Genomic DNA, 21,325 nt, shown 5'->3' with positions numbered 1-21,325 from the left:
CTGTACTCCATCATGCAGGATCCGATGACTTCCTGCGGATGCTTCGAGTGTATCTGCGGTATCGAGCCATTCTCCAACGGTGTTGTTATTGCCAACCGTGAGTACGCAGGCATGACACCACTTGGAATGACCTTCCCTGAGATGGCATCCATGACAGGTGGTGGAGTTCAGACCCCTGGATTCATGGGACATGGTAAACATTTCATTTCCTCCAAGAAGTTCATGAAGGCTGAGGGCGGTATCGAGCGTATCGTATGGATGCCGAAAGAACTGAAAGAGTTCGTAGCTGACAGACTTAACAAGACTGCCAAAGAGCTCTATGGAATCGATAATTTCACAGACATGATCGGTGATGAGACAATCGCAGAAGATCCGGAGACACTGGTAGGATTCCTTACAGAAAAAGGACATCCGGCTCTCGGACTTGATCCAATGATGTAATCAAAGAACAGATAAACAGTTGTTTGACTATAAATAAATGGTGAATGCGGATGATTTTATCCGATTGACATACCTACAGGGAAAGAATGCTTGCATTCTTTCCCTTACCGAGTGAGTAGTGCGCGAAACATCAATATGATTGCGGAGCATATTGAGAAGAATCTTATATATGACTGTCAATGACAGATCATATAAAATAAAAAACAGGAAATGGAGATGTGCAATATGTTGATTGACAGAATTTTCAACGGAAATGATGCTGTCTATGGCCTGACAGTACAGGCAGTAGACGGGGCAATTGCACAGCACGGAGCAGATAAGGCAGTGGGATTTCCGCATACAGCCTATTGTCTGCCCTGCTACTATGCAGTTACCGGCGTAAAAGTGAAAACACTGGGAGAGATGAAAGAAGCTCTTGGTGTTGTGAAGACATTGATGACGAGAGAACAACAGCTGGATGATGCTTTGATGTCAGGCGTTGCAACTGCATTGTGTGCTGAGTTTATTGAAGCTTTGAAATATCTGGATGGCGCGGAGCCTTACAGCGAACCGTGCTACGGACATTTGGCAGACTCCATTATCCGAGAGATGGGTGTACCGCTTGTAACAGGTGATATTCCCGGCGTGGCAGTGATTCTCGGTTCTGCACCGACTGCAAAAGAAGGTGTGGATCTGATCAAGAGCTATCAGGCGCAGGGTATTCTGGTAACTCTGGTTGGCGGTATTATCGATCAGGCACAGGAACTTGGCCTTAAAATGGGCTATAATGTAAGGATTGTACCTCTTGGAAAAGAAGTTACATCAGTGATCCATGTGGTATCAGTTGCACTTCGTGCAGCACTGATCTTTGGTAATGTAACACCTGGCGATGCAGCCAGTCTTCTTACTTACACCAAGGATCGAGTACCGGCATTTGTAAATGCATTTAAACCTGTAGATGATGTGATCCTTGCGGCTGGTGCCGGAGCGATCAAGCTCGGTTTTCCGGTTATCACCAATGAAGACGAAAATGTGGAAGAAGTTCCGGGAGCTCTTATCGGCTGCGCCAATGTGGCAGATTTCAACAAAGTTTCCCTGGAAGCCAGAAATATCAAGATCAAGATTACAAAGATCGATATTCCGGTTGCTTTTGCATCTGCGTTTGAAGGTGAGATCATCCGTCGTAAAGACATGCAGGTTGAATTTGATGGTTCCCGTGTAGACTGTGCAGAGCTTGTCCAGACAAGAGAGATGAGCGAAGTGGAAGATCATAAGATCACAGTTGTGGGACCGGAAGTGGATGAGATGGAATTTGGCAGCAAAAACAGCATTGCCTATGTTGTAGAAGTTGCTGGAAAGAAGATGCAGCCTGATTTCGAGCCTGTTATTGAGCGTAAGTTCCATAATTATATTAACTGCATTGAGGGTGTATATCACACAGGACAGCGTGATATGCAGCGTATCCGTATCGGTATTGAGGCATTTAATGCAGGATTCAGGATCAAACACATCGGAGAAGTGCTTTACAGCCAGGTTAAGAATGAATTTGATGCTGTCGTTGACAAGTGTCAGGTTACAATCTATACAGACCCTGCTGAATGTACAAGAATCCGTCATGAGGTTGCGATCCCGGTATTCGACAAACGAGATGAGAGACTGGACAGTTTGACAGATGAATCCGTCGATGTATATTACAGCTGTATTCTCTGCCAGGCATTTTCACCGTCTCATGTATGCGTGGTAACACCGGAAAGACTTGGACTTTGCGGTGCTGTTTCATGGCTGGATGCAAAAGCAACCAATCAGCTGGATCCGGCAGGTCCGTGCCAGGTGATCACTAAGGAACGTCCAATTGATGAAAATCTTGGATCATATGAGGATGTAGATGAGGCAGTTCAGAAGTTCTCACAGGGAGCTCTGGAACATGTTACTCTGTACTCCATCATGCAGGATCCGATGACTTCCTGCGGATGCTTCGAGTGTATCTGCGGTATCGAGCCATTTTCCAATGGTGTTGTTATTGCTAACCGTGAGTATGCAGGTATGACACCTCTTGGAATGACCTTCCCTGAGATGGCATCCATGACAGGTGGCGGTGTTCAGACCCCTGGATTCATGGGACATGGTAAACATTTCATCTCTTCCAAAAAGTTCATGAAAGCAGAAGGCGGTATCGAACGTATTGTGTGGATGCCGAAGGAACTGAAAGAGACGGTTGCGGAACGTCTCAACAAGACTGCAAAAGAGCTTTATGGTATTGATAACTTTACGGATATGGTCGGAGATGAGTCAATCGCAACAGATCCGGAGGCCCTTGTGGAATTTTTAACAGAAAAAGGCCATCCAGCCTTGTCAATGGACCCTATGATGTAGTATAATATAAAGAGCTCTGTAGTTTTTAATTATTATTTTTAAGGAGGCTAACAAAATGCCGTTTAATCAGAAACCACAAAAGTTTAACGCAAAAATTAATGATGTCACAATCGGAAGCGGAGATAAGACTGTGACATTTGGTGGGGATTGTACATTCCCATTTTACTCTTTTGACGCAGAGTCAGAGAACAGCCCGAAAATCGGTGTAGAGATCTCTGATATGGGTCTTGAGGGTGTATCTGAAGGTATCAAAGCTTACTATGAAGGCGCCACAACAATGGGTGAGATCGCACAGAAAGCTGCTGCTATGGAAGGTGCTGACTTTGTCGCACTGATCCTTGAGGGTGGCGATCCGAACGGTGTCAACAAATCCATTGATGAGCTGATCGAAGTTGTAAAAGAAGTTGCCGCAGCAGTGGACTGTCCACTTGTTGTAGAGGGCTGTAAGAACGTTGAGAAGGATGCAGAGCTCCTTCCGAAGGTTGCAGAGGCTCTTCAGGGCAGAAATGCACTGATCCTTTCCGAGAAGGAAGAGAACTACAAAGCAATCGGTGCAGCTGCAGGTCTTGCTTACAATCAGATCGTAGGTGCTGAGTCTGCCGTTGATATCAACCTTGCAAAACAGCTTAACGTTGTTACTACACAGCTTGGTGTAGATGCAAAGAAGATCGTTATGAATATCGGTAGTGCAGCAGCTGGATATGGATATGAGTACGTAGTTTCCACTATGGATCGTATCAAAGGTGCCGCTTTAGGCCAGAATGATAACATGCTGCAGATGCCTATTATTACACCTGTTTCCGCAGAGACATGGAACGTTAAGGAAGCAACAGCTTCTGAGAAAGATATGCCTGAGTGGGGACCACAGGATGAGCGTGGAATCGACATGGAAGTTGAGACAGCAGCAGCAGACCTTGCAGCTGGTTCCGATGCAGTTATCTTAAGACATCCGGAATCTGTTAAGACAATTTCCAAACTGATCAAAGCACTCGCGTAATAAATAGGAGGATTATAAAGTTATGGCACTGAATGGTATTCAGATCTTTAAATTAACACCAAAGAAAAACTGTAAGGAATGTGGCTGCCCTACATGTATGGCTTTCTCCATGAAAGTTGCTCAGGGCGCACTGAAAATTGAGCAGTGTCCTCATATGTCTGAGGAAGCACTGGCTTCTCTTTCTGAGGCAACTGCACCGCCAATGAAAACAATTAAAATCGGAACAGGCGACGGAGAATTTTCACTTGGTGGAGAGACTGTTCTTTTCAGACATGAGAAGACATTCGTAAGCAAAACAAGATATGCTGTAGCACTTTGCACAGACATGTCCGATGAAGAAGTAGAGGCAAAACTTGCAGAGATCCCGCACGTTGACTATGATCGTATCGGCGAGAGAATGCATGTAGAGCTTGTATATGTAAATTGCGGTGAGAATGCAGATGCTGCAAAATTCACAGCACTTGTAGAGAAGGCAAAAGGCCTTGGAAGAACTCTGATCCTTGGCTGTACAGATCCTGAAATCGCAAAAGCTGCCCTTGAAGTATGTAAGGACGGCAAACCGGTTCTTAACGGAGCCAATGCTTCCAACTATGAGGCTATGAGCCAGGTTGCTACTGACGCAGGCGTTGTTCTTGGAGTATCCGGTAAGGATCTTGATGAATTATATGATACTACAGCAGCACTTGAGAAACTTGGTAACAAGAATCTCGTACTTGATACAACAGGAGCTGACATCAAAGAGACCTTTGCAAACACTGTACAGGTTCGTCGTGCAGCTCTTAAGAATCAGGACAGAACATTTGGTTATCCTTCCATCGTTAACCTTGTTAAGATTGCAAAGGGTGACAAACATTTACAGGCAGCACTTGCTTCCATGTTCACTATGAAATATGGTTCCATCGTTGTTATGGAGCAGCTGACATATGCTGAGGCACTTCCGCTGTTCGGACTTCGTCAGAACGTATTTACAGACCCGCAGAAGCCAATGAAGGTAGAGCCGGGTATCTATCCTCTGAACGGAGCAGACGAGAATTCTCTCGTTGTAACAACAGTAGACTTTGCTCTTACATATTTCGTTGTATCTGGTGAGCTGGAGCGTTCCGGTGTTCCGCTTAACCTGGTAATCAATGATGCCGGCGGACTTTCCGTTCTGACATCCTGGGCAGCAGGTAAATTCTCCGGAAACAGCATCTCCGAGTACATCAAAGAGAATGTTGAGCCGAAGGTTAAATGCAGAAGACTGGTTATTCCTGGTAAAGTAGCAGTTCTTAAGGGAGACCTTGAGGCTAAGCTTCCTGGATGGGAGATCATCGTAGGACCAAGAGAAGCAGTACAGCTTGTGAAATTCTTAAAAGATCTTGATGCATAAGCATACGAGAAGCTAAACGGCGGAAAAAGCCGATAGTTATAAGTGGCTGTGCAGCGGCGACTGCACAGCCAAATCCTACAAACATGTAAAGGAGAACACGAGTATGGCAAAATTTGTAACAATTGGGGAGAGACTTTCAACAACAGCACCGGCAGTAAACAAAGCGTTTACAGAGAGAGATCCTGAGCCGATCATCAAAAGAGCAAAACAGCAGCTTGATGCAGGCGCTACATATCTTGATGTAAACATCGGACCAGCTGAGAATGATGGTGAGGACCTTATGAAATGGGCAGTACAGCTCCTTCAGTCCGAGTTTGACAACGTTCCGCTTGCTCTGGATACAACAAACCAGAAAGCAATCGAGGCTGGTATTTCTGTATACAACAGAAGCAAAGGAAAACCGATCGTAAACTCTGCAGATGCTGGTGACAGAATTTCCAATATCGACCTTGCAGCAGCTAATGATGCAATCTGTATCGCACTTTGCTCTTCCGGAATGGTTGCAGCAGACAATGACGAGCGTATGATGCACTGCCAGAACATGCTTGAGAGAGGTCTTGGCCTTGGTATGGATACAGAGGATCTCTGGTTCGACCCGCTGTTCCTGGTTGTTAAAGGAATGCAGGACAAACAGATGGAAGTTCTTGAGGCAATCAAGATGTTCTCCGAGATGGGCCTGAACTCCACAGGTGGTCTTTCCAACAACAGCAATGGTATGCCAAAACATATCCGTCCGATCATGGACTCCGCTCTTGTAGCTATGGCTATGATGAATGGTCTTACATCTGCTATCGTTAACCCTAACGACCTTCGTCTTATGGAGACAATCAAATCCTGTGACGTATTCAAGGGTAACACACTTTACGCAGATTCTTACCTTGAGATCTAATCCGGCGTAAGCGGATACTGAAGATTTTTCCAAAGAGGCTGGGGGCTTCGGCCTCCGGCCTTTTTTCAACAGATATAGTTTAGTCTAACTCCCAGCGCCACAGGTGGAAGACAAAACATTCACGAGGCGAGAAAGGTGGTTACTGAATGTTTAAAGTAACGTTTGCTTTTGAAAATGGCAGTACGGTAGAAGCATTTGCCAATGCGGGGGATAATTTACTGGAGGTTGCTCGTGGTGCCAATGTGGCTATCGATGCACCATGTTCCGGAAACGGAGCCTGTGGAAAATGTCGGGTACAGTTAAAAGGCGGAGAACTGGACTCAAAGAAAACTCTTCATATTTCAGATGAAGAATACAGTGCCGGCTGGCGTCTGGCCTGCATGAGCAAGATTACTGCTGATGTGGAAGTTCTTGTTCCGGATATTGCATCTGCGTACAAGAGCCGGATGAAAGTTGCCGACCTCAGTTCAAAAGAAGAAATTGCTATTTTTGAAAATGCCAAGCATGAAGTAGAAGCGGCTGGCATAGAACTTACAAACAGTCTTGACGTTGTGGAAGTACACATGGAGGAACCATCTCTGGATGATACCATGCCGGACAATGAGAGACTGACCCGTGCACTGCGTAAATATATGAATCTGAAACGAATCAGAATTCCATATTCAGTGCTGAGAAAACTTCCGGATGTACTTCGAAGCAGCAAGTTTTCAGTGAAATGTGTGATCCGCACAACACCGGATGACATGTTTGTATATGATATTTTTGATGGTAAAGAAGATGTTATCATCGGCGGACTTGCTGTTGATATTGGTACCACAACAGTTTCTGCGGTTCTGATCAATATGGAAACAGGAGAGATCCTGGCCAAGAGTTCTTCCGGAAATGGACAGATCCGTTTTGGTGCGGATGTTATCAACCGTATCATTGAGGCTGAGAAGCCGGGCGGAAAGAAAAAACTGCAGGATGCTGTGATCAAAGAGACCATCAATCCGATGATCCATGAGATGTGCAGGAGCATTCACTTCTCGGAGCAGCAGATCTACCGGATGTGTGTTGCTTCCAACACGACCATGAATCATCTGTTTGCAGGAATTAATGCGGATCCGCTTCGTATGGAACCGTATATTCCGGCATTTTTCAAAACAAATTCTCTGTTTGCATCGGATGTGGGAATTGAGATCAATCCGGATGCACATATTATCATGGCCCCGAATATCGGAAGCTATGTAGGTGGAGATATCACTGCAGGTACACTGGTAAGTATGATCTGGAACAGACCGGAATTTTCTCTGTTTATCGACCTTGGTACCAACGGAGAGCTGGTGTTCGGTAATTCCGATTTCATGATGAGCTGTGCATGTTCCGCAGGTCCTGCCTTTGAGGGTGGAGACATCAGCTGCGGTATGCGTGCCACAGACGGCGCCATTGAGGCATGTACCATTGACAAAGAGACCATGGAGCCGACGTATAAAGTTGTAGGTGACCCTGGAACCAAACCGGTGGGACTTTGCGGTTCCGGTATCATTGATGTGATCAGTGAACTCTTTATGACTGGAATCATCAATCCGAAGGGTAAATTTGTCCGCGAGGGCAAGAGAGTCCGTCACGATCACTATGGTATGGGAAGTTATGTGATCGCATTTGAGGATGAAGCAGGTTCTGTTAAAGACGTGGAGATCACAGAAGTAGATATTGATAACTTTATCCGTGCAAAAGGTGCTATTTTCTCAGCAATCCGTACCATGTTAAATTCTCTTGACTTCGATGTTTCCATGATCGACGATGTATACGTTGCAGGTGGAATCGGAAGTGGAATCAATATGGCCAATGCAGTGCATATCGGAATGTTCCCGGATATCCCTCTTGAGAAGTTCCATTACATTGGTAACTCTTCTCTGACAGGTGCTTATCTGATGCTTCATTCTACGCCGGCAGAGAAAAAGACTTACGAGCTGGCTTCCAATATGACCTATCTGGAACTTTCTACAGTTCCGACATATATGGATGAGTTTGTAGGTGCATGCTTTATTCCGCATACGGAGACATCTCTGTTCCCGTCTGTTCTGGAAGAAATGCAGAAGAGATAATGCAGACTAAAATGGCAGAGGTAAAACATGGCTTTTAGTATAAATGACTTGAATTATGAAAAAGACAGTAAGGAAAGAATGCCCTGGGAACATTATACAGAGGAGTTTGGGAAGGCGGATCCGGCAGAAATTGCCGGACGCCTCTCCATTCCTTATGATGAGGAAAAAAAAGAACTGACTTTGAAGTTTCTGGGAACGGTTTATCATATTTCCTGGCCGGATTTTCAGGTAACTCACGAAGAAGATGATATGGGATTTTATCCTCTTGAAGAGATGCACTATGCAAAGATCCTTACCATCCGTTTTCTGCTGAACGGTGCAATTGTCCAGGGAAGCGGGAAGTACAAGACTTACAGGGAAATGCCCTGGGGCGAGGTATATCTCCGTCAGTTCGACGGACGGTGTATCAAGCGTCTGGCTTTTACGTACGGAAACAGATTAAAGGATTTTAAAGGAATCATGGAGCATATCCATGCGGTTCCGGTGGATCATGGCGATATTGCCTATCAGGTGGAGATTTTTCCGGGATATCAGATTCAGATGATTCTGTGGGAGGGTGATGATGAATTTCCGCCATCCTCACAGATCTTGTTTTCCGATAATTTTCCGGTTTCCTTTGCGGCCGAGGATATGGCTGTTATGGGAGACGTGATTATTGGATCTCTGAAGACATTTCTGAAATGTCTTTCATAGATAATGGAACTGTTTGACAGAACGAACAGTTGCTACAGATTTACATTCTCTAGTTAAGAACAGGATGGGACCTGTTTTTATAGAAGCGCAGTTTTAAGGGATTAAAAACTGTAAAAATACCTAAAGGGAGGTAACATTATGGGATTTAAAAGTGACATCGAAATTGCACAGGAGTGCGAAATGCTTCCAATTACCCAGATTGCAGAGAGTGCAGGTATTGAAGACAAGTATCTGGAGCAGTACGGAAAGTACAAAGCAAAGATCGATTACAATCTTCTGAAAGAGAGTGACAAGAAAGATGGTAAGCTGATCCTCGTAACAGCTATCAACCCGACACCAGCAGGAGAGGGAAAAACAACAACAACCGTTGGTCTTGCAGATGCAATGCAGAAAATGGGCAAAAAAGTAATGGTAGCTCTTCGTGAGCCATCCCTCGGACCGGTATTCGGTGTAAAAGGTGGTGCAGCAGGCGGCGGTTACGCACAGGTAGTTCCGATGGAGGATATCAACCTTCACTTTACCGGTGACTTCCATGCGATCGGTGCGGCAAACAACCTTCTTGCAGCAATGATCGACAACCATATCTTCCAGGGCAATGAACTGAACATTGACCCAAGAAAGATCACATGGAGACGTTGCGTGGACATGAACGACCGTCAGCTTCGTAATGTAGTAGATGGTCTTGGCGGAAGAACAAACGGTATGCCGCGTGAAGACGGATACGACATCACAGTTGCATCTGAGATTATGGCAGTTCTCTGTCTTGCAAGTGATATCAAAGATCTGAAGGAAAGACTTTCCAGGATCATCATCGGATACACCTATGGTAAAGTTTCCGAGCAGAAACCGGTAACAGCTGGTGATCTTCATGCAGAGGGTGCTATGACAGCACTTCTGAAAGATGCCCTGAAACCAAACCTTGTTCAGACACTGGAGCATGTTCCGGCAATCGTTCACGGCGGACCATTCGCAAACATCGCTCACGGATGTAACTCTGTAACAGCTACAAAGATGGCTATGAAACTTGCTGATTATGCCATCACAGAGGCTGGATTCGGTGCTGACCTTGGTGCTGAGAAATTCCTTGACATCAAGTGCCGTATGGCAGGCCTTCATCCAAGCGCAGTTGTTATCGTAGCTACTGTTCGTGCACTGAAATACAACGGTGGTGTTCCGAAGGCAGATCTGAACAACGAGAACCTTGAGGCTCTTGAGAAAGGTCTTCCAAACCTTCTGAAACATGTAAGCAATATCAAGAATGTATACAAACTTCCATGTGTAGTTGCTATCAATGCATTCCCGACCGATACCAAGGCAGAGCTTGACCTGGTTGAGGCAAAATGTAAAGAGCTTGGCGTTAACGTTGCACTTTCCGAGGTATGGGCAAAAGGCGGCGAAGGCGGTATGAAGCTTGCTGAGGAAGTGATCCGTCTTGTTGAGGAGCCGAATGACTTCACATATGCTTATGAGCTTGAGGGATCTATCGAGGATAAACTGAACAACATCGTACAGAAAGTTTACGGTGGTAAGAAAGTTGTTCTGACAGCAAACGCTCAGAAACAGGCAAAACAGCTGGAAGCTCTTGGATTTGGCAACTGCCCGATCTGTGTAGCTAAGACACAGTACAGCCTGACTGATGATCAGACAAAACTTGGTGCACCGACAGATTTTGAGGTAACAGTACGTAACCTGAAGATTTCCGCAGGTGCAGGATTTATCGTTGCTCTGACCGGTGAGATCATGACTATGCCAGGTCTCCCGAAAGTTCCGGCAGCAACCAAGATCGATGTAGATGAGACAGGTAAGATCACAGGCCTCTTCTAATCGGAACATAAGATCAAAAACAACCGGAGGGGGCTTTTTATAAAGCCCCTAATGGGCTCTAAAGAGTGCTAAAATAAGAATATAAGGAGGAGAGTCCTATGGGATTTTCTACCAGTACATGTACTGAATTTGTTGAGGTATTAAGCTCCAAGGCACCGGTTCCTGGCGGCGGCGGCGCTTCTGCTCTTGTAGGTGCTGTTGGTACAGCTCTTGGAAACATGGTTGGAAGCCTTACTGTTGGTAAGAAAAAATATGCAGATGTTGAGGACGAGATGTGGGAGCTGAAAAAGAAATGTGATCAGCTTCAGAAAGATTTCCTTCATCTGATCGAGAGAGACGCAGAAGTATTTGAGCCTCTTTCCAAAGCTTACGGAATGCCAAGAGAGACAGAGGAAGAAAAAGCAGAGAAAGCCCGCGTTATGGAGGCTGCTCTGAAAGAAGCCTGCTCTGTTCCGATGGAGATTATGGAGAAATGCTGTGAGGCCATTGAACTTATCGTTGAGTTCGGTGCAAAAGGTTCCAAGCTTGCGATCAGTGATGCTGGCGTAGGTGCTGCATTCTGTAAAGCTGCTCTTAAGGGAGCAAGCCTGAATGTATATATCAATACAAAGTCCATGGCAGATCGTGCGTATGCAGAGGAATTAAATAAAAAAGCAGACGCTATGCTTGAGAAATATACAAAGATCGCAGACGAGACATTTGACAGTGTTCTCGGAAGACTGAAATAGGAGGAACCAGACAAATGGCAAAGCAGTTATTAGGTAAAGAAGTAACAGCAGCTCTCAATGAAAAGATCAAAGCTAACGTTGCAGAGCTTCAGGCAAAAGGTGTAGATCCTACACTTTGCATCATCCGCGTTGGTGAGAATCCAAGCGATATTTCCTACGAGAGAGGTGCTACAAAGCGCTGTGAGACTCTTGGTGTTGCATGTGAGAAGATCCTTCTTCCGGAGGATGTTTCCCAGGATGAGCTTCTTGCAACCATCGATAAAGTAAATAAAGATGACAAGATCCACGGAGTTCTTCTGTTCCGTCCGCTTCCGAAACATCTGGATCAGGCAGTGATCGAGAATGCACTTGCAGCAGAGAAAGATGTTGACTGTATGACAGATCTTTCCATGTCCGGTGTATTCACAGGCAAGAAGATCGGATTCCCACCATGTACACCGCAGGCATGCATGGAGATCCTTGATCATTATGGAATCGACTGCACAGGCAAAAAAGCGGTTGTTATCGGAAGAAGTCTTGTAGTTGGTAAACCGGCTGCCATGATGCTTGTCAAGAAAAATGCGACAGTTACTATCTGCCACACAAGAACCGTTGATATGCCATCTGTTGCAAAAGAGGCTGATATTGTTATCGTTGCAGCTGGCCGTGCTGGTGTTGTCGGTGCTGACTATGTCAGAGAGGGACAGACAATCATCGATGTTGGTATTAATGTAAACGCTGAGGGTAAACTTTGCGGTGATGTTGATTATGCGGCAGTTGAGCCGATCGTTGATGCGATTACACCGGTTCCTGGTGGAGTTGGAAGTGTTACAACTTCTGTTCTTGTAGGTCATGTAGTTGAAGCTGCAATGAGAAAAGCGCAGTAATAAAGGATTGATTATTTATATATGTACAGATTCCGAAATCGTTTTTGTTTACGGATGATGGTGCTTGCAGGCGTTCTGGTGTTCGGAACGCCTGCAGGTGTTTTGGCAGAGGATGTGGATCATTCCATGGAGGGGCAGATCTCGAAGCCGCAGTCATCCGGAGAGAATAATGCAGATGGTTTTGTGGATGATTCCACAGATAATACTTATGGATATTATACGATCATGGGGTGTACCACAGTGGATGCGGAGGATATGGTGGCGCAGTATGAGGCGCAGAATGTGGAGTATCCTTCGGATGTCCTGACAGAGGGTGGTGCACCGGATATTGATTCGTTTTGCACGATTGTGATAGAGGAGGCGGATGCGGAGGGTGTCCGTGGAGAAGTTGTTTATGAGCAGGCGATGCTTGAGACTGGATGGCTGCAGTTTGGCGGGGATGCCAGTGCGGGGCAGTTTAATTTTTCCGGGCTCGGGACTACCGGTGGTGGTGTTGCAGGGAATTCGTTTCCGGATGTGCGGACCGGGATCCGGGCGCAGGTGCAGCATCTGAAGGCTTATGCGTCTTCGGAGGAATTGACGCAGGCTTGTGTGGATAATCGGTTTCAATATGTTGCCCGGGAGAGTGCTCCTTATGTGGAGTGGCTTGGGATTCAGGAGAATCCTTATGGGGGTGGATGGGCTGCTGGGAGGAGTTATGGGTATAAATTGAGAAGCCTTCTGGCGGATCTGAAAGGTGAGGAGTATGTCTGGCCGGAGAGTACGGAGACGGTGGAGAGGTAGTGGCGGACAGTAGTGGCGGAGGGGACGGCCCGGAAGGGAGTGAGGTTCTGTCCGCGGCCGGGCTTCGTCGGTGGCTGGTTCTAAGGCGCCGGGATTCTGCTAAAACCATTTTCCAAAAGCCAGAACTCGCGGCTTTTGCCGCTCAGACAGCTGACTTTTGAAAAATAACGCAGAAGTCCCGCCGCCTAAGATCCAGCACACCTCCTGCAGAGTCGTCCGCAGACAGAACCTCACTCCCTTCCGGGCCTGTGTGTTGGCCGTGGTAGGCTGTCTGGCTATGGGGAAGGTTGTGGATGAGGGACGGAGGCGGGCTTTGCCCTGTCCTGGTTGATAAAATAATGGAGATGTAACCTTGAAGATTAAAGAGCTAGGTTGCATCTCCGTTTTTTGTTTAGTAATGTTTAAATGGATTTTAGCATATTTGGGGGATTTAGTTCAGTTCTAGGTTTTCAAGCTCCTGGGATGGGAGTTTTGGTTCTGAGCTGTCTACGTATTTTTTGAGGGCTTTGGAGGTTTTGGCGAAGCCGGCGTTGGTTCCGGCGCCGCCGATGCAGCCTCCTGGGCAGGCCATGCCTTCGATCATGCAGTTTTTGATTTTGCCGGCTTTGGCGAGTGTGAGGACTTTTTTGCATTCGGCAAGGCTTTCTGCGTGTTCGATGTGTACGGGTACATCGGGGTAGTATTCTTTCAGGCAGTTTTCGATGGCTCCGGCTACGCCGCCTGCGATGGCGTATCCTCTTCCTGCTGCGGTTGCGGCCTGGGTTTCTTCCGGGAGTTCTTCGCAGGTGGATGGGGTGATGTTTTTGGCATCAAAGAGACCCCAGAGTTCTTCGAAGGTGATTACGAAGTCTACGTCACTTCTCACGGAATGGCGCATAGCTTCCAGTTTTTTGGAGGCGCATGGTCCGATGAAGACTACTTTGGCGTTAGGGTGTTCTTTTTTTACAATGCGGGCGGTTGCTACCATTGGGGTCAGCTCCTGGGAGATGTTGTCGATCATAGCTGGGAAGTATTTCTTTGCCATGACGGACCATGATGGACAGCAGGAGGTGAGGAGGAACGGGAGGTTGCCGGTGGCTACTTCTTTGGCGTAGTGGTGTGCCTCGGAGATGCAGCCGATGTCTGCGCCCAGTGCTACCTCGTAAATGTTTGAGAAGCCCAGCTGTTTAAGGGCGGAGCGGAATTTGCCCGGGGTGACGTCTTCGCCGAACTGGTTGATGTAGGCGGGGGCGATTTCTGCAATGATCTCGGTTCCTTCGCGAAGGGCGTGGGACAGCTGGAAAATCTGGGATTTGTCAGAGATGGCTCCGAATGGGCAGCTGACCATGCACATGCCGCAGGATACGCATTTGTCCTGATTGATGGATGCGCGTCCCTGTTCGTCACTTTCGATGGCTTTTACGCCGCAGGCGCGTTCGCAGGGGCGTTCTTTGTGGGCGATGGCGTCGTAGGGACAGACGGATTTGCATCTTCCGCAATGGATGCATTTATCCTGGTCGATAAAGGATTTTCCGTCTACCATGGAGATGGCGCCTTTGGGACAGGTGAGCATACAGGGATGTGCGACGCAGCCGCGGCACATGTTGCTGACTTCGTATTTGTTGGATTCGCATGCGGAACATGCAGATGGGATTACCTGCATAAGAGGTGGTTCGTAATATTTCTCGTCAATGTTGCTGGCTTTTACTCCGTCGGTCAGATGGACGGAACGGTTCTCCGGGCGGAGGGAAAGTCCCATGGCCAGGCGGACGCGTTCGCTCGCAACGGCTCTTTCACGGTAGATACTTTCGCGGTATTTCGCACGTTCCTCTACAATATTGTAGGGAATGGATTCAATATCGTGGATCAGGGATTCGTCCGTGGATTCAAATCCGATCTTTGCAATTTCGGTAAAAATCTTTCGCCGGATCTGTTTTACTGGTGTGTCAAGATTTCGCATAGATGTTCTCCTTTACAAAATAAATTAATTAAATGTTTTCCACGCACTTTTTATCTATCTTAAAGTAATTGAGAAATAAAATCAATAACCGGCTTTAATGTTTTTGGGCAGAAACAAAGAGCAGATTTGTATCTTTATTATCAAAGCTGTTAAAAATTGAACATATTTTATGGAAAATAGATACAAAATCAGTAAGCCGTTGTAAACATTTCGATATATTCTGAAAAAAGCAAAAAAACTGCTTGTGAAAAATGACGACATAAGTTATAATTAAAAGCACAAAAATAGTGCAAAATAATGGTTTGCATAAACGCGCGGCACTGACAGAGTGTTAAGGGATTAACTTGTAGTGGAACAGGTTGATCGAGTGGAAAATCTATGAGAAACAAGGAGGGAACCGAATGTTAGACCAGACGTATTACAAGAAAACGGATGAGATCATCGAGCACTACGGCCGGAAAGCTGCATCACTGATTCCGATCATGCAGGATATCCAGGCTGAGTACCGTTATCTTCCGGGAGAGCTTCTTACTTATGTTGCGGAACAGATTGGTGTAAAAGAAGCGAAGGCGTACAGTGTAGCCACTTTCTATGAGAACTTTTCCTTTGAGCCGAAGGGCAAGTACATCATCAAGGTATGTGATGGTACTGCCTGTCATGTACGTAAGTCCATGCCTGTTAAGGAAGCCATGCTGAAAGAGCTTGGACTGACTCATAAGAAACATACAACGGATGATATGATGTTTACAGTTGAGACTGTTTCATGTCTTGGTGCCTGCGGACTGGCACCGACACTGACTGTAAATGATGAAGTTCACCCGAAAATGACTCCTGAGAAGGCTGTTGAGCTTTTAAATGAATTGAGAGGTGAGAGCGTATGAGTATAACCAGTATGGAAGATCTGAAAAACAAACAGGCTGAGGTTAAGAAGAATCTTGATGGCTATACCTGCCGTGTTCTCGTCTGTTCCGGTACCGGATGTATCGCTTCCGGTGCTCAGAAGATTTACGAAGAAATGTCAAGACTCTGTGAGGGTATCGAGGGTGTTGCGGTTGAGATGCAGAAAGATGTTCCTCATGTAGGTATCGTTAAGACCGGATGCCAGGGCTTATGTGAACTTGGACCTCTTATGAGAATTGAGCCATATGATTATCAGTATGTTCATGTTCAGGTAGATGACTGCCGCGAGATCGTAGAGAAAACCGTGATCTGCGGACTGCCGGTTGACCGTCTGTTCTATCGTCATAATGATGAGGCCTGTCCACATCCAAGCGATATTCCGTTCCTGAACCAGCAGACAAGAATCGTTCTTGAGAACTGTGGTAAGATCGATGCAGAGTCTATTGATGAATATATTTCCGTAGGTGGATTTTCCGCTATGGCGAAGGCTTTCTTTGAGATGACCCCACAGGGCGTTATTGATGAGATTACGAAATCTGGTCTTCGTGGCCGTGGCGGTGCAGGTTTCCCTGCAGGCAAGAAATGGTCACAGGTAGCACGCCAGCCGGAGAAAGTACGCTATGTAGTATGTAATGGTGATGAGGGTGACCCGGGAGCTTTCATGGATGGTTCCGTAATGGAAGGTGATCCGTATAAGATGATCGAGGGTATGGTGATCGCCGCTTATGCAGTAGGCGCAGAAGACGGTTACATCTATGTACGTGCCGAGTATCCTCTTTCTGTACAGAGACTTCGAATGGCTATTGAGCAGGCAGAGTCTTATGGCCTCCTTGGTGATAATATCCTTGGTTCCGGTATTAATTTCCACTTACATATCAACCGTGGTGCCGGAGCATTCGTATGTGGTGAAGGTTCTGCCCTGACTGCATCCATCGAGGGTAACAGAGGTATGCCTCGAGTAAAACCTCCGAGAACTGTTGAACAGGGTCTGTGGGGCAAACCTACGGTTCTTAATAACGTAGAGACTTATGCCAACGTACCGAAAATCATCCTTCAGGGTGCTGACTGGTTCCATACCATCGGTACAGAGGGAAGCCCTGGAACCAAGACTTTCTCGCTTACCGGTTCTATTGAGAACACCGGTCTTATTGAGGTTCCGATGGGAACAAGCCTCCGTCATATCATTTATGATATCGGTGGCGGTCTTAAGAGTGGTGCTGCATTTAAGGGTGTACAGATCGGCGGTCCTTCCGGCGGATGTCTGATCGATGATCAGATCGATCATCCTCTTGATTTTGATTCTGTTAAAAAACTGGATGCCATCATGGGCTCCGGCGGACTTGTTGTTATGGATGAGAATACCTGTATGGTAGAGGTTGCACGTTTCTTCATGAGCTTTACACAGCGTGAGAGCTGCGGTAAATGTGTTCCTTGCCGTGAGGGTACCAAACGTATGCTTGAGATCCTGGAGAAGATCGTTGCAGGTAAAGGTGAGCTTTCCGATCTGGATGAGCTGGAAGAACTTGCAAACATGGTTCAGAGTATGGCTCTGTGCGGTCTTGGTAAGAGTGCGCCGCTTCCGGTCATCAGTACTCTGAAGCGTTTCCGTGACGAATATGTAGAGCATATCGTAGATAAGAAATGCCGCGCGAAGGTCTGCACGGCGCTCCGTCAATTCCATATCAATCCTGAGTTCTGTATCGGCTGTGGCAAGTGTGCGAAGAACTGTCCGGCAGGTGCGATTTCAGGAAAGATCAAGCATCCACATGTAATCAACAACGACGTATGTATCAAATGCGGTTCCTGTAAGGATAACTGTAACTTTGATGCGGTTTATGTGGAAGCATAGAAGGGAGGATATCTTATGGGTACAATGACAATTGACGGAAGAAAAGTAGAATTTACCGACGAAAAAAATGTCCTGACAGTCATCAGGAATGCCGGTATCAATATCCCCACACTGTGCTACCATTCAGAGCTTTCCACATTTGGAGCCTGTCGTCTCTGCACAGTTGAGGATGACAGAGGCAGGACTTTTGCATCCTGTTCCGAGCAGCCGAGAGATGGAATGGTGATCTATACCAACTCCGGCCGTATCAAGAAATATCGTAAACTGATCGTAGAGCTTCTGCTTGCAGCACATTGCCGTGACTGTACAACCTGTGTAAAGAGCGGTGAATGTATTCTTCAGGAGCTGGCGCACCGCCTTGGTGTACGTAACATCCGTTTTGAAAATACGAGAGAGCAGCATGAGATCGATGAAAGCTCACCGTCCATTATCCGTGATCCGAATAAATGTATCCTCTGCGGTAACTGTGTACGTGCCTGTGAGGAACTTCAGGGAATCGGAGCTCTTGGTTTTGCGTTCCGTGGAACTGAGGCTATGGTCATGCCTGCATTTAACAAGAAGATCACAGAAACACAGTGTGTAAACTGTGGACAGTGTCGTGTTTACTGCCCGACAGGAGCTATTTCCATCCGTACACATATGGACGAGGTATGGGATGCTCTGGCTGATAAGGATACCCGTGTGGTTGCACAGATCGCGCCGGCAGTCCGTGTTGCAGTTGGTGATCATTATGGCCTTGCCAAAGGCAGAAGTGTAATGGGCAAGATCGTAAATGCTCTTCATAAGATGGGCTTTGATGAAGTCTATGATACAACCTTCAGTGCTGACCTTACCATTATGGAAGAGACCAAGGAGTTCTTAAACAGAGTGGAAAAAGGCGAGAACCTTCCACTCCTGACTTCCTGCTGTCCGGCATGGGTGAAATTTATCACCGATCAGTATAAGGAATACGTTCCAAATATCTCCACCTGCCGTTCCCCACAGGGAATGATGTCTGCAGTTATCAAGGAATACTTCCGTGATCCGGAGCATGCAGCAGGCAAGAAAACAGTTATGGTTTCCATTATGCCATGTACAGCCAAGAAGGCAGAGGCGATCCGGCCAAATAGCTTTACAGAAGGCGAGCAGGATACCGATATCGTTATCACAACCACAGAGCTTCTCCGCATGATCGACAACTTTGGTCTTGATTTTGCAACACTGGATCCGGAAGCATGTGATATGCCATTTGGATTTGGTTCCGGCGGTGGTGTTATCTTTGGTGTTACCGGTGGTGTTACCGAGGCCGTTCTTCGAAGACTGAGTCCGGATCACAGCAAGGAAGCCATGCATGAGATCGCAGAGTGCGGTGTTCGTGGTGAAGAGGGAATCAAGGAATTTACCGTACCGTACAAGGGAATGGATATCAATGTATGTGTAGCCAGCGGCCTTGCAAATGCAAGAACCGTTATGGAACGTGTAAAGAACGGCGAGGCAAACTATCATCTGATCGAGGTTATGGCATGCCGCCGTGGATGTATCATGGGTGGAGGTCAGCCGACCAGATCCGGTGACAGAACCAAGGCAGCCAGAGCAAGAGGTTTGTACAATGCAGACAATACCATGATCATCAAGAAATCCGATGAGAACCCACTGGTTCTGGAGCTTTATGAGGGACTCCTCAAAGGCAAAGAGCATCATCTGCTTCACAATGAGTTCTATATCAAAGACTGATATGAGGAATACAAAGAGCTGCTGTTCCCGGTGAACAGCAGCATATAAGAAGCCTTCCGGGCATATACTGTGGTATGCGGGAACTGTCTTTTTTAAGACGGTTCCCGGAACTTACAGGCCAGTATATGCAGGGAGGCTTTTTTATATGGAAAACTTTCAGGTTTACCGTGATATCCAGGCGCGGACGGGCGGAGATATCTACATAGGGGTTGTGGGCCCGGTCCGTACAGGAAAATCCACATTTATCCGGAGATTTATGGAGCTGGTGGCGCTGCCATCGATCAGCGAGGGAAAAAGAGCGGAGCTTCAGGATGAACTGCCACTTAGCGGTGCCGGCAAAATGATTACCACCGTAGAACCCAAATTTATTCCAAAAGAAGCAGTGGAAGTATCCATAGGGGAAAACCAGAAAATCCGGGTAAAACTTATTGACTGTGTAGGTTTTCTGGTAAAAGATGCATCCGGAAATGTGGAAGAGGGCAGGGAGCGGATGGTTAAAACTCCCTGGCAGGAAAAAGCGATCCCGTTTCATGATGCAGCCCGCATCGGGACGGAAAAAGTGATCAGCCAGCATTCCACCATCGGAATTGTAGTCACAACAGACGGAAGCTTCGGGGAGATCTCCAGAGAAAATTTTATCCCGGCAGAGGAACAGACCATAAAAGAACTGAAAGCCCAGGGAAAACCATTTCTGATTCTGGTAAATTCCCAGACTCCATACAGCGAGGAAACCGGAAAAACCGTAAAAAATTTGGAAGAGAAATATGGAGTATCCGTTCTGGCAGTAAACTGTGAACAGCTCCGTAAAGAAGATGTGACCAGAATCCTGGAAAAAATCCTCTATGAGTTTCCAGTCAGTGAGATTGAACTGTTTGTTCCGAAGTGGGTGGAAATGCTTTCTCCGGAACATGAAGTCAAAGCAGCACTGTTAAAGGAGATCCGGGAAAAGATGACCGGACTTACCCATGTGCGGGATGTAACCAGAGAATCGGTACATCTGGAAAGTCCGTACGTGGAAGACACACTTCTTGAGCAGGTCAGCCTTTCCGACGGAACGGTCCGTATCCGGATCGCAGTAAAAGATATTTATTATTATCAGATGCTCAGTGAAATGAGCGGAATCTCCATGGAAAGTGAATATGAGCTGATCCAGACTATGAAAGAACTGGCCGGAATGAAGGAACAATTTGTAAAAGTCCAGGCTGCTCTGGAAGCGGTAAAAGGAACAGGGTATGGTGTTGTGGTACCTGAGCTTTCCGAGATCACTATTGAGGAACCTGAGGTGATCCGTCAGGGAAATAAATTCGGAGTAAAGATCCGGTCAAAAAGCCCGTCCATTCATATGATCCGGGCGGGGATCGAAACGGAGATCGCTCCGATCGTTGGTACAGAACAGCAGGCGGAGGATCTGATAAAGTATATCAGAGAAAGCCCGGAACGGGGGGAAAGTATCTGGGAGACCAATATTTTCGGAAAATCCATCCAGCAGCTGGTGGAAGACGGGATTCGGAACAAGCTGGACATGATCAGCGAGGAAAGTCAGGTGAAGCTTCAGGATACTATGAAGAAGATCGTAAATGACAGCAAAGGCGGCCTGGTTTGTATTATCATATGAACAAAATTACGAAGCAATTTTGTTCATGAGCATGTAGCGAGGCGGAATGCGAATATCCTCTTTGCAGTGAAAAAGGACGTTCTTCAGCAGACGTCCTTTTTCTGATGCTGTTTTTTCCATTCTGCAATAAACTGAAGCTGTTCCTGGTCGGAAAGCTCCTGGGAAGCAGCATCGTTACCTGCCGCTGCACAGCAGAAAAGAATAAATATCTGAATCCCGAAGAATACAAGAAAAAAGAGAAGCATAGAAAAACCTCCTTTATTTTTCAGATATGTTAAGC

The 21,325-nt window shown here is 46.6% G+C and carries 16 protein-coding genes and 1 pseudogene; 15 read left to right on the top strand and 2 right to left on the bottom strand.

Annotated features, from left to right (window positions below; translation table 11 throughout):
• The 11 genes and pseudogenes from G5B06_RS10330 to G5B06_RS10280 all read left to right on the top strand — a co-directional run.
• Window positions 1-441, top strand: a pseudogene (locus G5B06_RS10330) (CO dehydrogenase/CO-methylating acetyl-CoA synthase complex subunit beta); the annotation flags it as partial.
• Between the two features lie 225 nt (window positions 442-666).
• A complete protein-coding gene (acsB, locus tag G5B06_RS10325; RefSeq protein ID WP_243279066.1) occupies window positions 667-2,793 on the top strand; it encodes an acetyl-CoA decarbonylase/synthase complex subunit alpha/beta in 2,127 nt (708 codons plus the stop codon).
• Window positions 2,794-2,848: 55 nt separating this feature from the next.
• Window positions 2,849-3,790: an acetyl-CoA decarbonylase/synthase complex subunit delta gene (gene acsD, locus G5B06_RS10320; RefSeq protein ID WP_173762597.1), complete on the top strand. Its 942-nt coding sequence runs from the start codon at window positions 2,849-2,851 to the stop codon at window positions 3,788-3,790.
• Window positions 3,791-3,812: 22 nt separating this feature from the next.
• Window positions 3,813-5,159, top strand: a complete 1,347-nt coding sequence (gene acsC / locus G5B06_RS10315; protein ID WP_173762598.1) for an acetyl-CoA decarbonylase/synthase complex subunit gamma — start codon at window positions 3,813-3,815, stop codon at window positions 5,157-5,159.
• Between the two features lie 103 nt (window positions 5,160-5,262).
• On the top strand, window positions 5,263-6,048 hold the full coding sequence (gene acsE, locus G5B06_RS10310) for a carbon monoxide dehydrogenase/acetyl-CoA synthase methytransferase subunit (protein WP_173762599.1): 786 nt from the start codon (window positions 5,263-5,265) through the stop codon (window positions 6,046-6,048).
• Window positions 6,049-6,194: 146 nt separating this feature from the next.
• The gene (acsV, locus tag G5B06_RS10305; protein WP_173762600.1) at window positions 6,195-8,135 is read left to right on the top strand and encodes a corrinoid activation/regeneration protein AcsV; all 1,941 of its coding nucleotides are present in this window, start codon (window positions 6,195-6,197) and stop codon (window positions 8,133-8,135) included.
• 27 nt (window positions 8,136-8,162) lie between these two features.
• Window positions 8,163-8,828, top strand: a complete 666-nt coding sequence (locus G5B06_RS10300) for a DUF3786 domain-containing protein (RefSeq protein WP_148447212.1) — start codon at window positions 8,163-8,165, stop codon at window positions 8,826-8,828.
• Window positions 8,829-8,966: 138 nt separating this feature from the next.
• Entirely contained in the window at window positions 8,967-10,652 is a 1,686-nt protein-coding gene (locus tag G5B06_RS10295; RefSeq protein WP_173772001.1) for a formate--tetrahydrofolate ligase, read from the top strand.
• A gap of 98 nt (window positions 10,653-10,750) precedes the next feature.
• Window positions 10,751-11,380, top strand: a complete 630-nt coding sequence (locus G5B06_RS10290) for a cyclodeaminase/cyclohydrolase family protein (RefSeq protein WP_021977714.1) — start codon at window positions 10,751-10,753, stop codon at window positions 11,378-11,380.
• A gap of 14 nt (window positions 11,381-11,394) precedes the next feature.
• Entirely contained in the window at window positions 11,395-12,246 is an 852-nt protein-coding gene (locus G5B06_RS10285) for a bifunctional 5,10-methylenetetrahydrofolate dehydrogenase/5,10-methenyltetrahydrofolate cyclohydrolase (protein WP_015525289.1), read from the top strand.
• A 21-nt stretch (window positions 12,247-12,267) separates the two neighbouring features.
• A complete protein-coding gene (locus G5B06_RS10280) occupies window positions 12,268-13,029 on the top strand; it encodes a glucosaminidase domain-containing protein (protein WP_330385241.1) in 762 nt (253 codons plus the stop codon).
• A gap of 430 nt (window positions 13,030-13,459) precedes the next feature.
• Here G5B06_RS10280 and G5B06_RS10275 read toward each other — a convergent pair whose 3' ends face one another.
• Complete coding sequence (locus G5B06_RS10275; RefSeq protein WP_173762601.1) at window positions 13,460-14,968, bottom strand: 4Fe-4S dicluster domain-containing protein; 1,509 nt, start codon at window positions 14,966-14,968, stop codon at window positions 13,460-13,462.
• Window positions 14,969-15,369: 401 nt separating this feature from the next.
• Between G5B06_RS10275 and G5B06_RS10270 the strand changes: the two genes are divergently transcribed.
• The 4 genes from G5B06_RS10270 to spoIVA all read left to right on the top strand — a co-directional run bounded on the left by G5B06_RS10270 (window position 15,370) and on the right by spoIVA (window position 21,045).
• Window positions 15,370-15,849 (top strand): complex I 24 kDa subunit family protein, encoded by a 480-nt coding sequence (locus G5B06_RS10270; protein ID WP_173762602.1) that lies wholly within the window; start codon window positions 15,370-15,372, stop codon window positions 15,847-15,849.
• The gene (locus G5B06_RS10265; RefSeq protein ID WP_021977709.1) at window positions 15,846-17,717 is read left to right on the top strand and encodes an NADH-quinone oxidoreductase subunit NuoF; all 1,872 of its coding nucleotides are present in this window, start codon (window positions 15,846-15,848) and stop codon (window positions 17,715-17,717) included. The genes G5B06_RS10270 and G5B06_RS10265 overlap by 4 nt, the downstream gene beginning before the upstream one ends.
• A 15-nt stretch (window positions 17,718-17,732) precedes the next feature.
• Window positions 17,733-19,430 carry a [FeFe] hydrogenase, group A gene (locus G5B06_RS10260; protein ID WP_118062491.1) on the top strand — a complete coding sequence of 566 codons (1,698 nt, stop codon included), beginning with the start codon at window positions 17,733-17,735 and terminating at the stop codon, window positions 19,428-19,430.
• Between the two features lie 145 nt (window positions 19,431-19,575).
• Window positions 19,576-21,045: a stage IV sporulation protein A gene (gene spoIVA / locus G5B06_RS10255; protein WP_173762603.1), complete on the top strand. Its 1,470-nt coding sequence runs from the start codon at window positions 19,576-19,578 to the stop codon at window positions 21,043-21,045.
• Window positions 21,046-21,128: 83 nt separating this feature from the next.
• Here the strand turns inward: spoIVA and G5B06_RS10250 are convergent, their stop codons facing one another.
• Window positions 21,129-21,290, bottom strand: a complete 162-nt coding sequence (locus G5B06_RS10250) for a hypothetical protein (RefSeq protein ID WP_173762604.1) — start codon at window positions 21,288-21,290, stop codon at window positions 21,129-21,131.
• Window positions 21,291-21,325 lie beyond the last annotated feature (35 nt).

Source organism: Blautia luti (assembly GCF_013304735.1).
In the GTDB taxonomy this organism is placed as follows: domain Bacteria; phylum Bacillota; class Clostridia; order Lachnospirales; family Lachnospiraceae; genus Blautia_A.
This window is presented reverse-complemented; position numbering and strand designations above follow the sequence as displayed.

Bases quoted from the DNA above. Each gene is read 5' to 3' on its own strand.
- G5B06_RS10280 (WP_330385241.1), top strand. From the start codon at position 12,268: ATGTACAGATTCCGAAATCGTTTTTGTTTACGGATGATGGTGCTTGCA.
- acsB (WP_243279066.1), top strand. From the start codon at position 667: ATGTTGATTGACAGAATTTTCAACGGAAATGATGCTGTCTATGGCCTG.
- G5B06_RS10295 (WP_173772001.1), top strand. From the start codon at position 8,967: ATGGGATTTAAAAGTGACATCGAAATTGCACAGGAGTGCGAAATGCTT.
- G5B06_RS10260 (WP_118062491.1), top strand. From the start codon at position 17,733: ATGGGTACAATGACAATTGACGGAAGAAAAGTAGAATTTACCGACGAA.
- acsE (WP_173762599.1), top strand. From the start codon at position 5,263: ATGGCAAAATTTGTAACAATTGGGGAGAGACTTTCAACAACAGCACCG.
- G5B06_RS10275 (WP_173762601.1), bottom strand. From the start codon at position 14,968: ATGCGAAATCTTGACACACCAGTAAAACAGATCCGGCGAAAGATTTTT.
- acsV (WP_173762600.1), top strand. From the start codon at position 6,195: ATGTTTAAAGTAACGTTTGCTTTTGAAAATGGCAGTACGGTAGAAGCA.
- G5B06_RS10300 (WP_148447212.1), top strand. From the start codon at position 8,163: ATGGCTTTTAGTATAAATGACTTGAATTATGAAAAAGACAGTAAGGAA.
- G5B06_RS10285 (WP_015525289.1), top strand. From the start codon at position 11,395: ATGGCAAAGCAGTTATTAGGTAAAGAAGTAACAGCAGCTCTCAATGAA.
- spoIVA (WP_173762603.1), top strand. From the start codon at position 19,576: ATGGAAAACTTTCAGGTTTACCGTGATATCCAGGCGCGGACGGGCGGA.
- acsC (WP_173762598.1), top strand. From the start codon at position 3,813: ATGGCACTGAATGGTATTCAGATCTTTAAATTAACACCAAAGAAAAAC.
- G5B06_RS10270 (WP_173762602.1), top strand. From the start codon at position 15,370: ATGTTAGACCAGACGTATTACAAGAAAACGGATGAGATCATCGAGCAC.
- acsD (WP_173762597.1), top strand. From the start codon at position 2,849: ATGCCGTTTAATCAGAAACCACAAAAGTTTAACGCAAAAATTAATGAT.
- G5B06_RS10265 (WP_021977709.1), top strand. From the start codon at position 15,846: ATGAGTATAACCAGTATGGAAGATCTGAAAAACAAACAGGCTGAGGTT.
- G5B06_RS10290 (WP_021977714.1), top strand. From the start codon at position 10,751: ATGGGATTTTCTACCAGTACATGTACTGAATTTGTTGAGGTATTAAGC.
- G5B06_RS10250 (WP_173762604.1), bottom strand. From the start codon at position 21,290: ATGCTTCTCTTTTTTCTTGTATTCTTCGGGATTCAGATATTTATTCTT.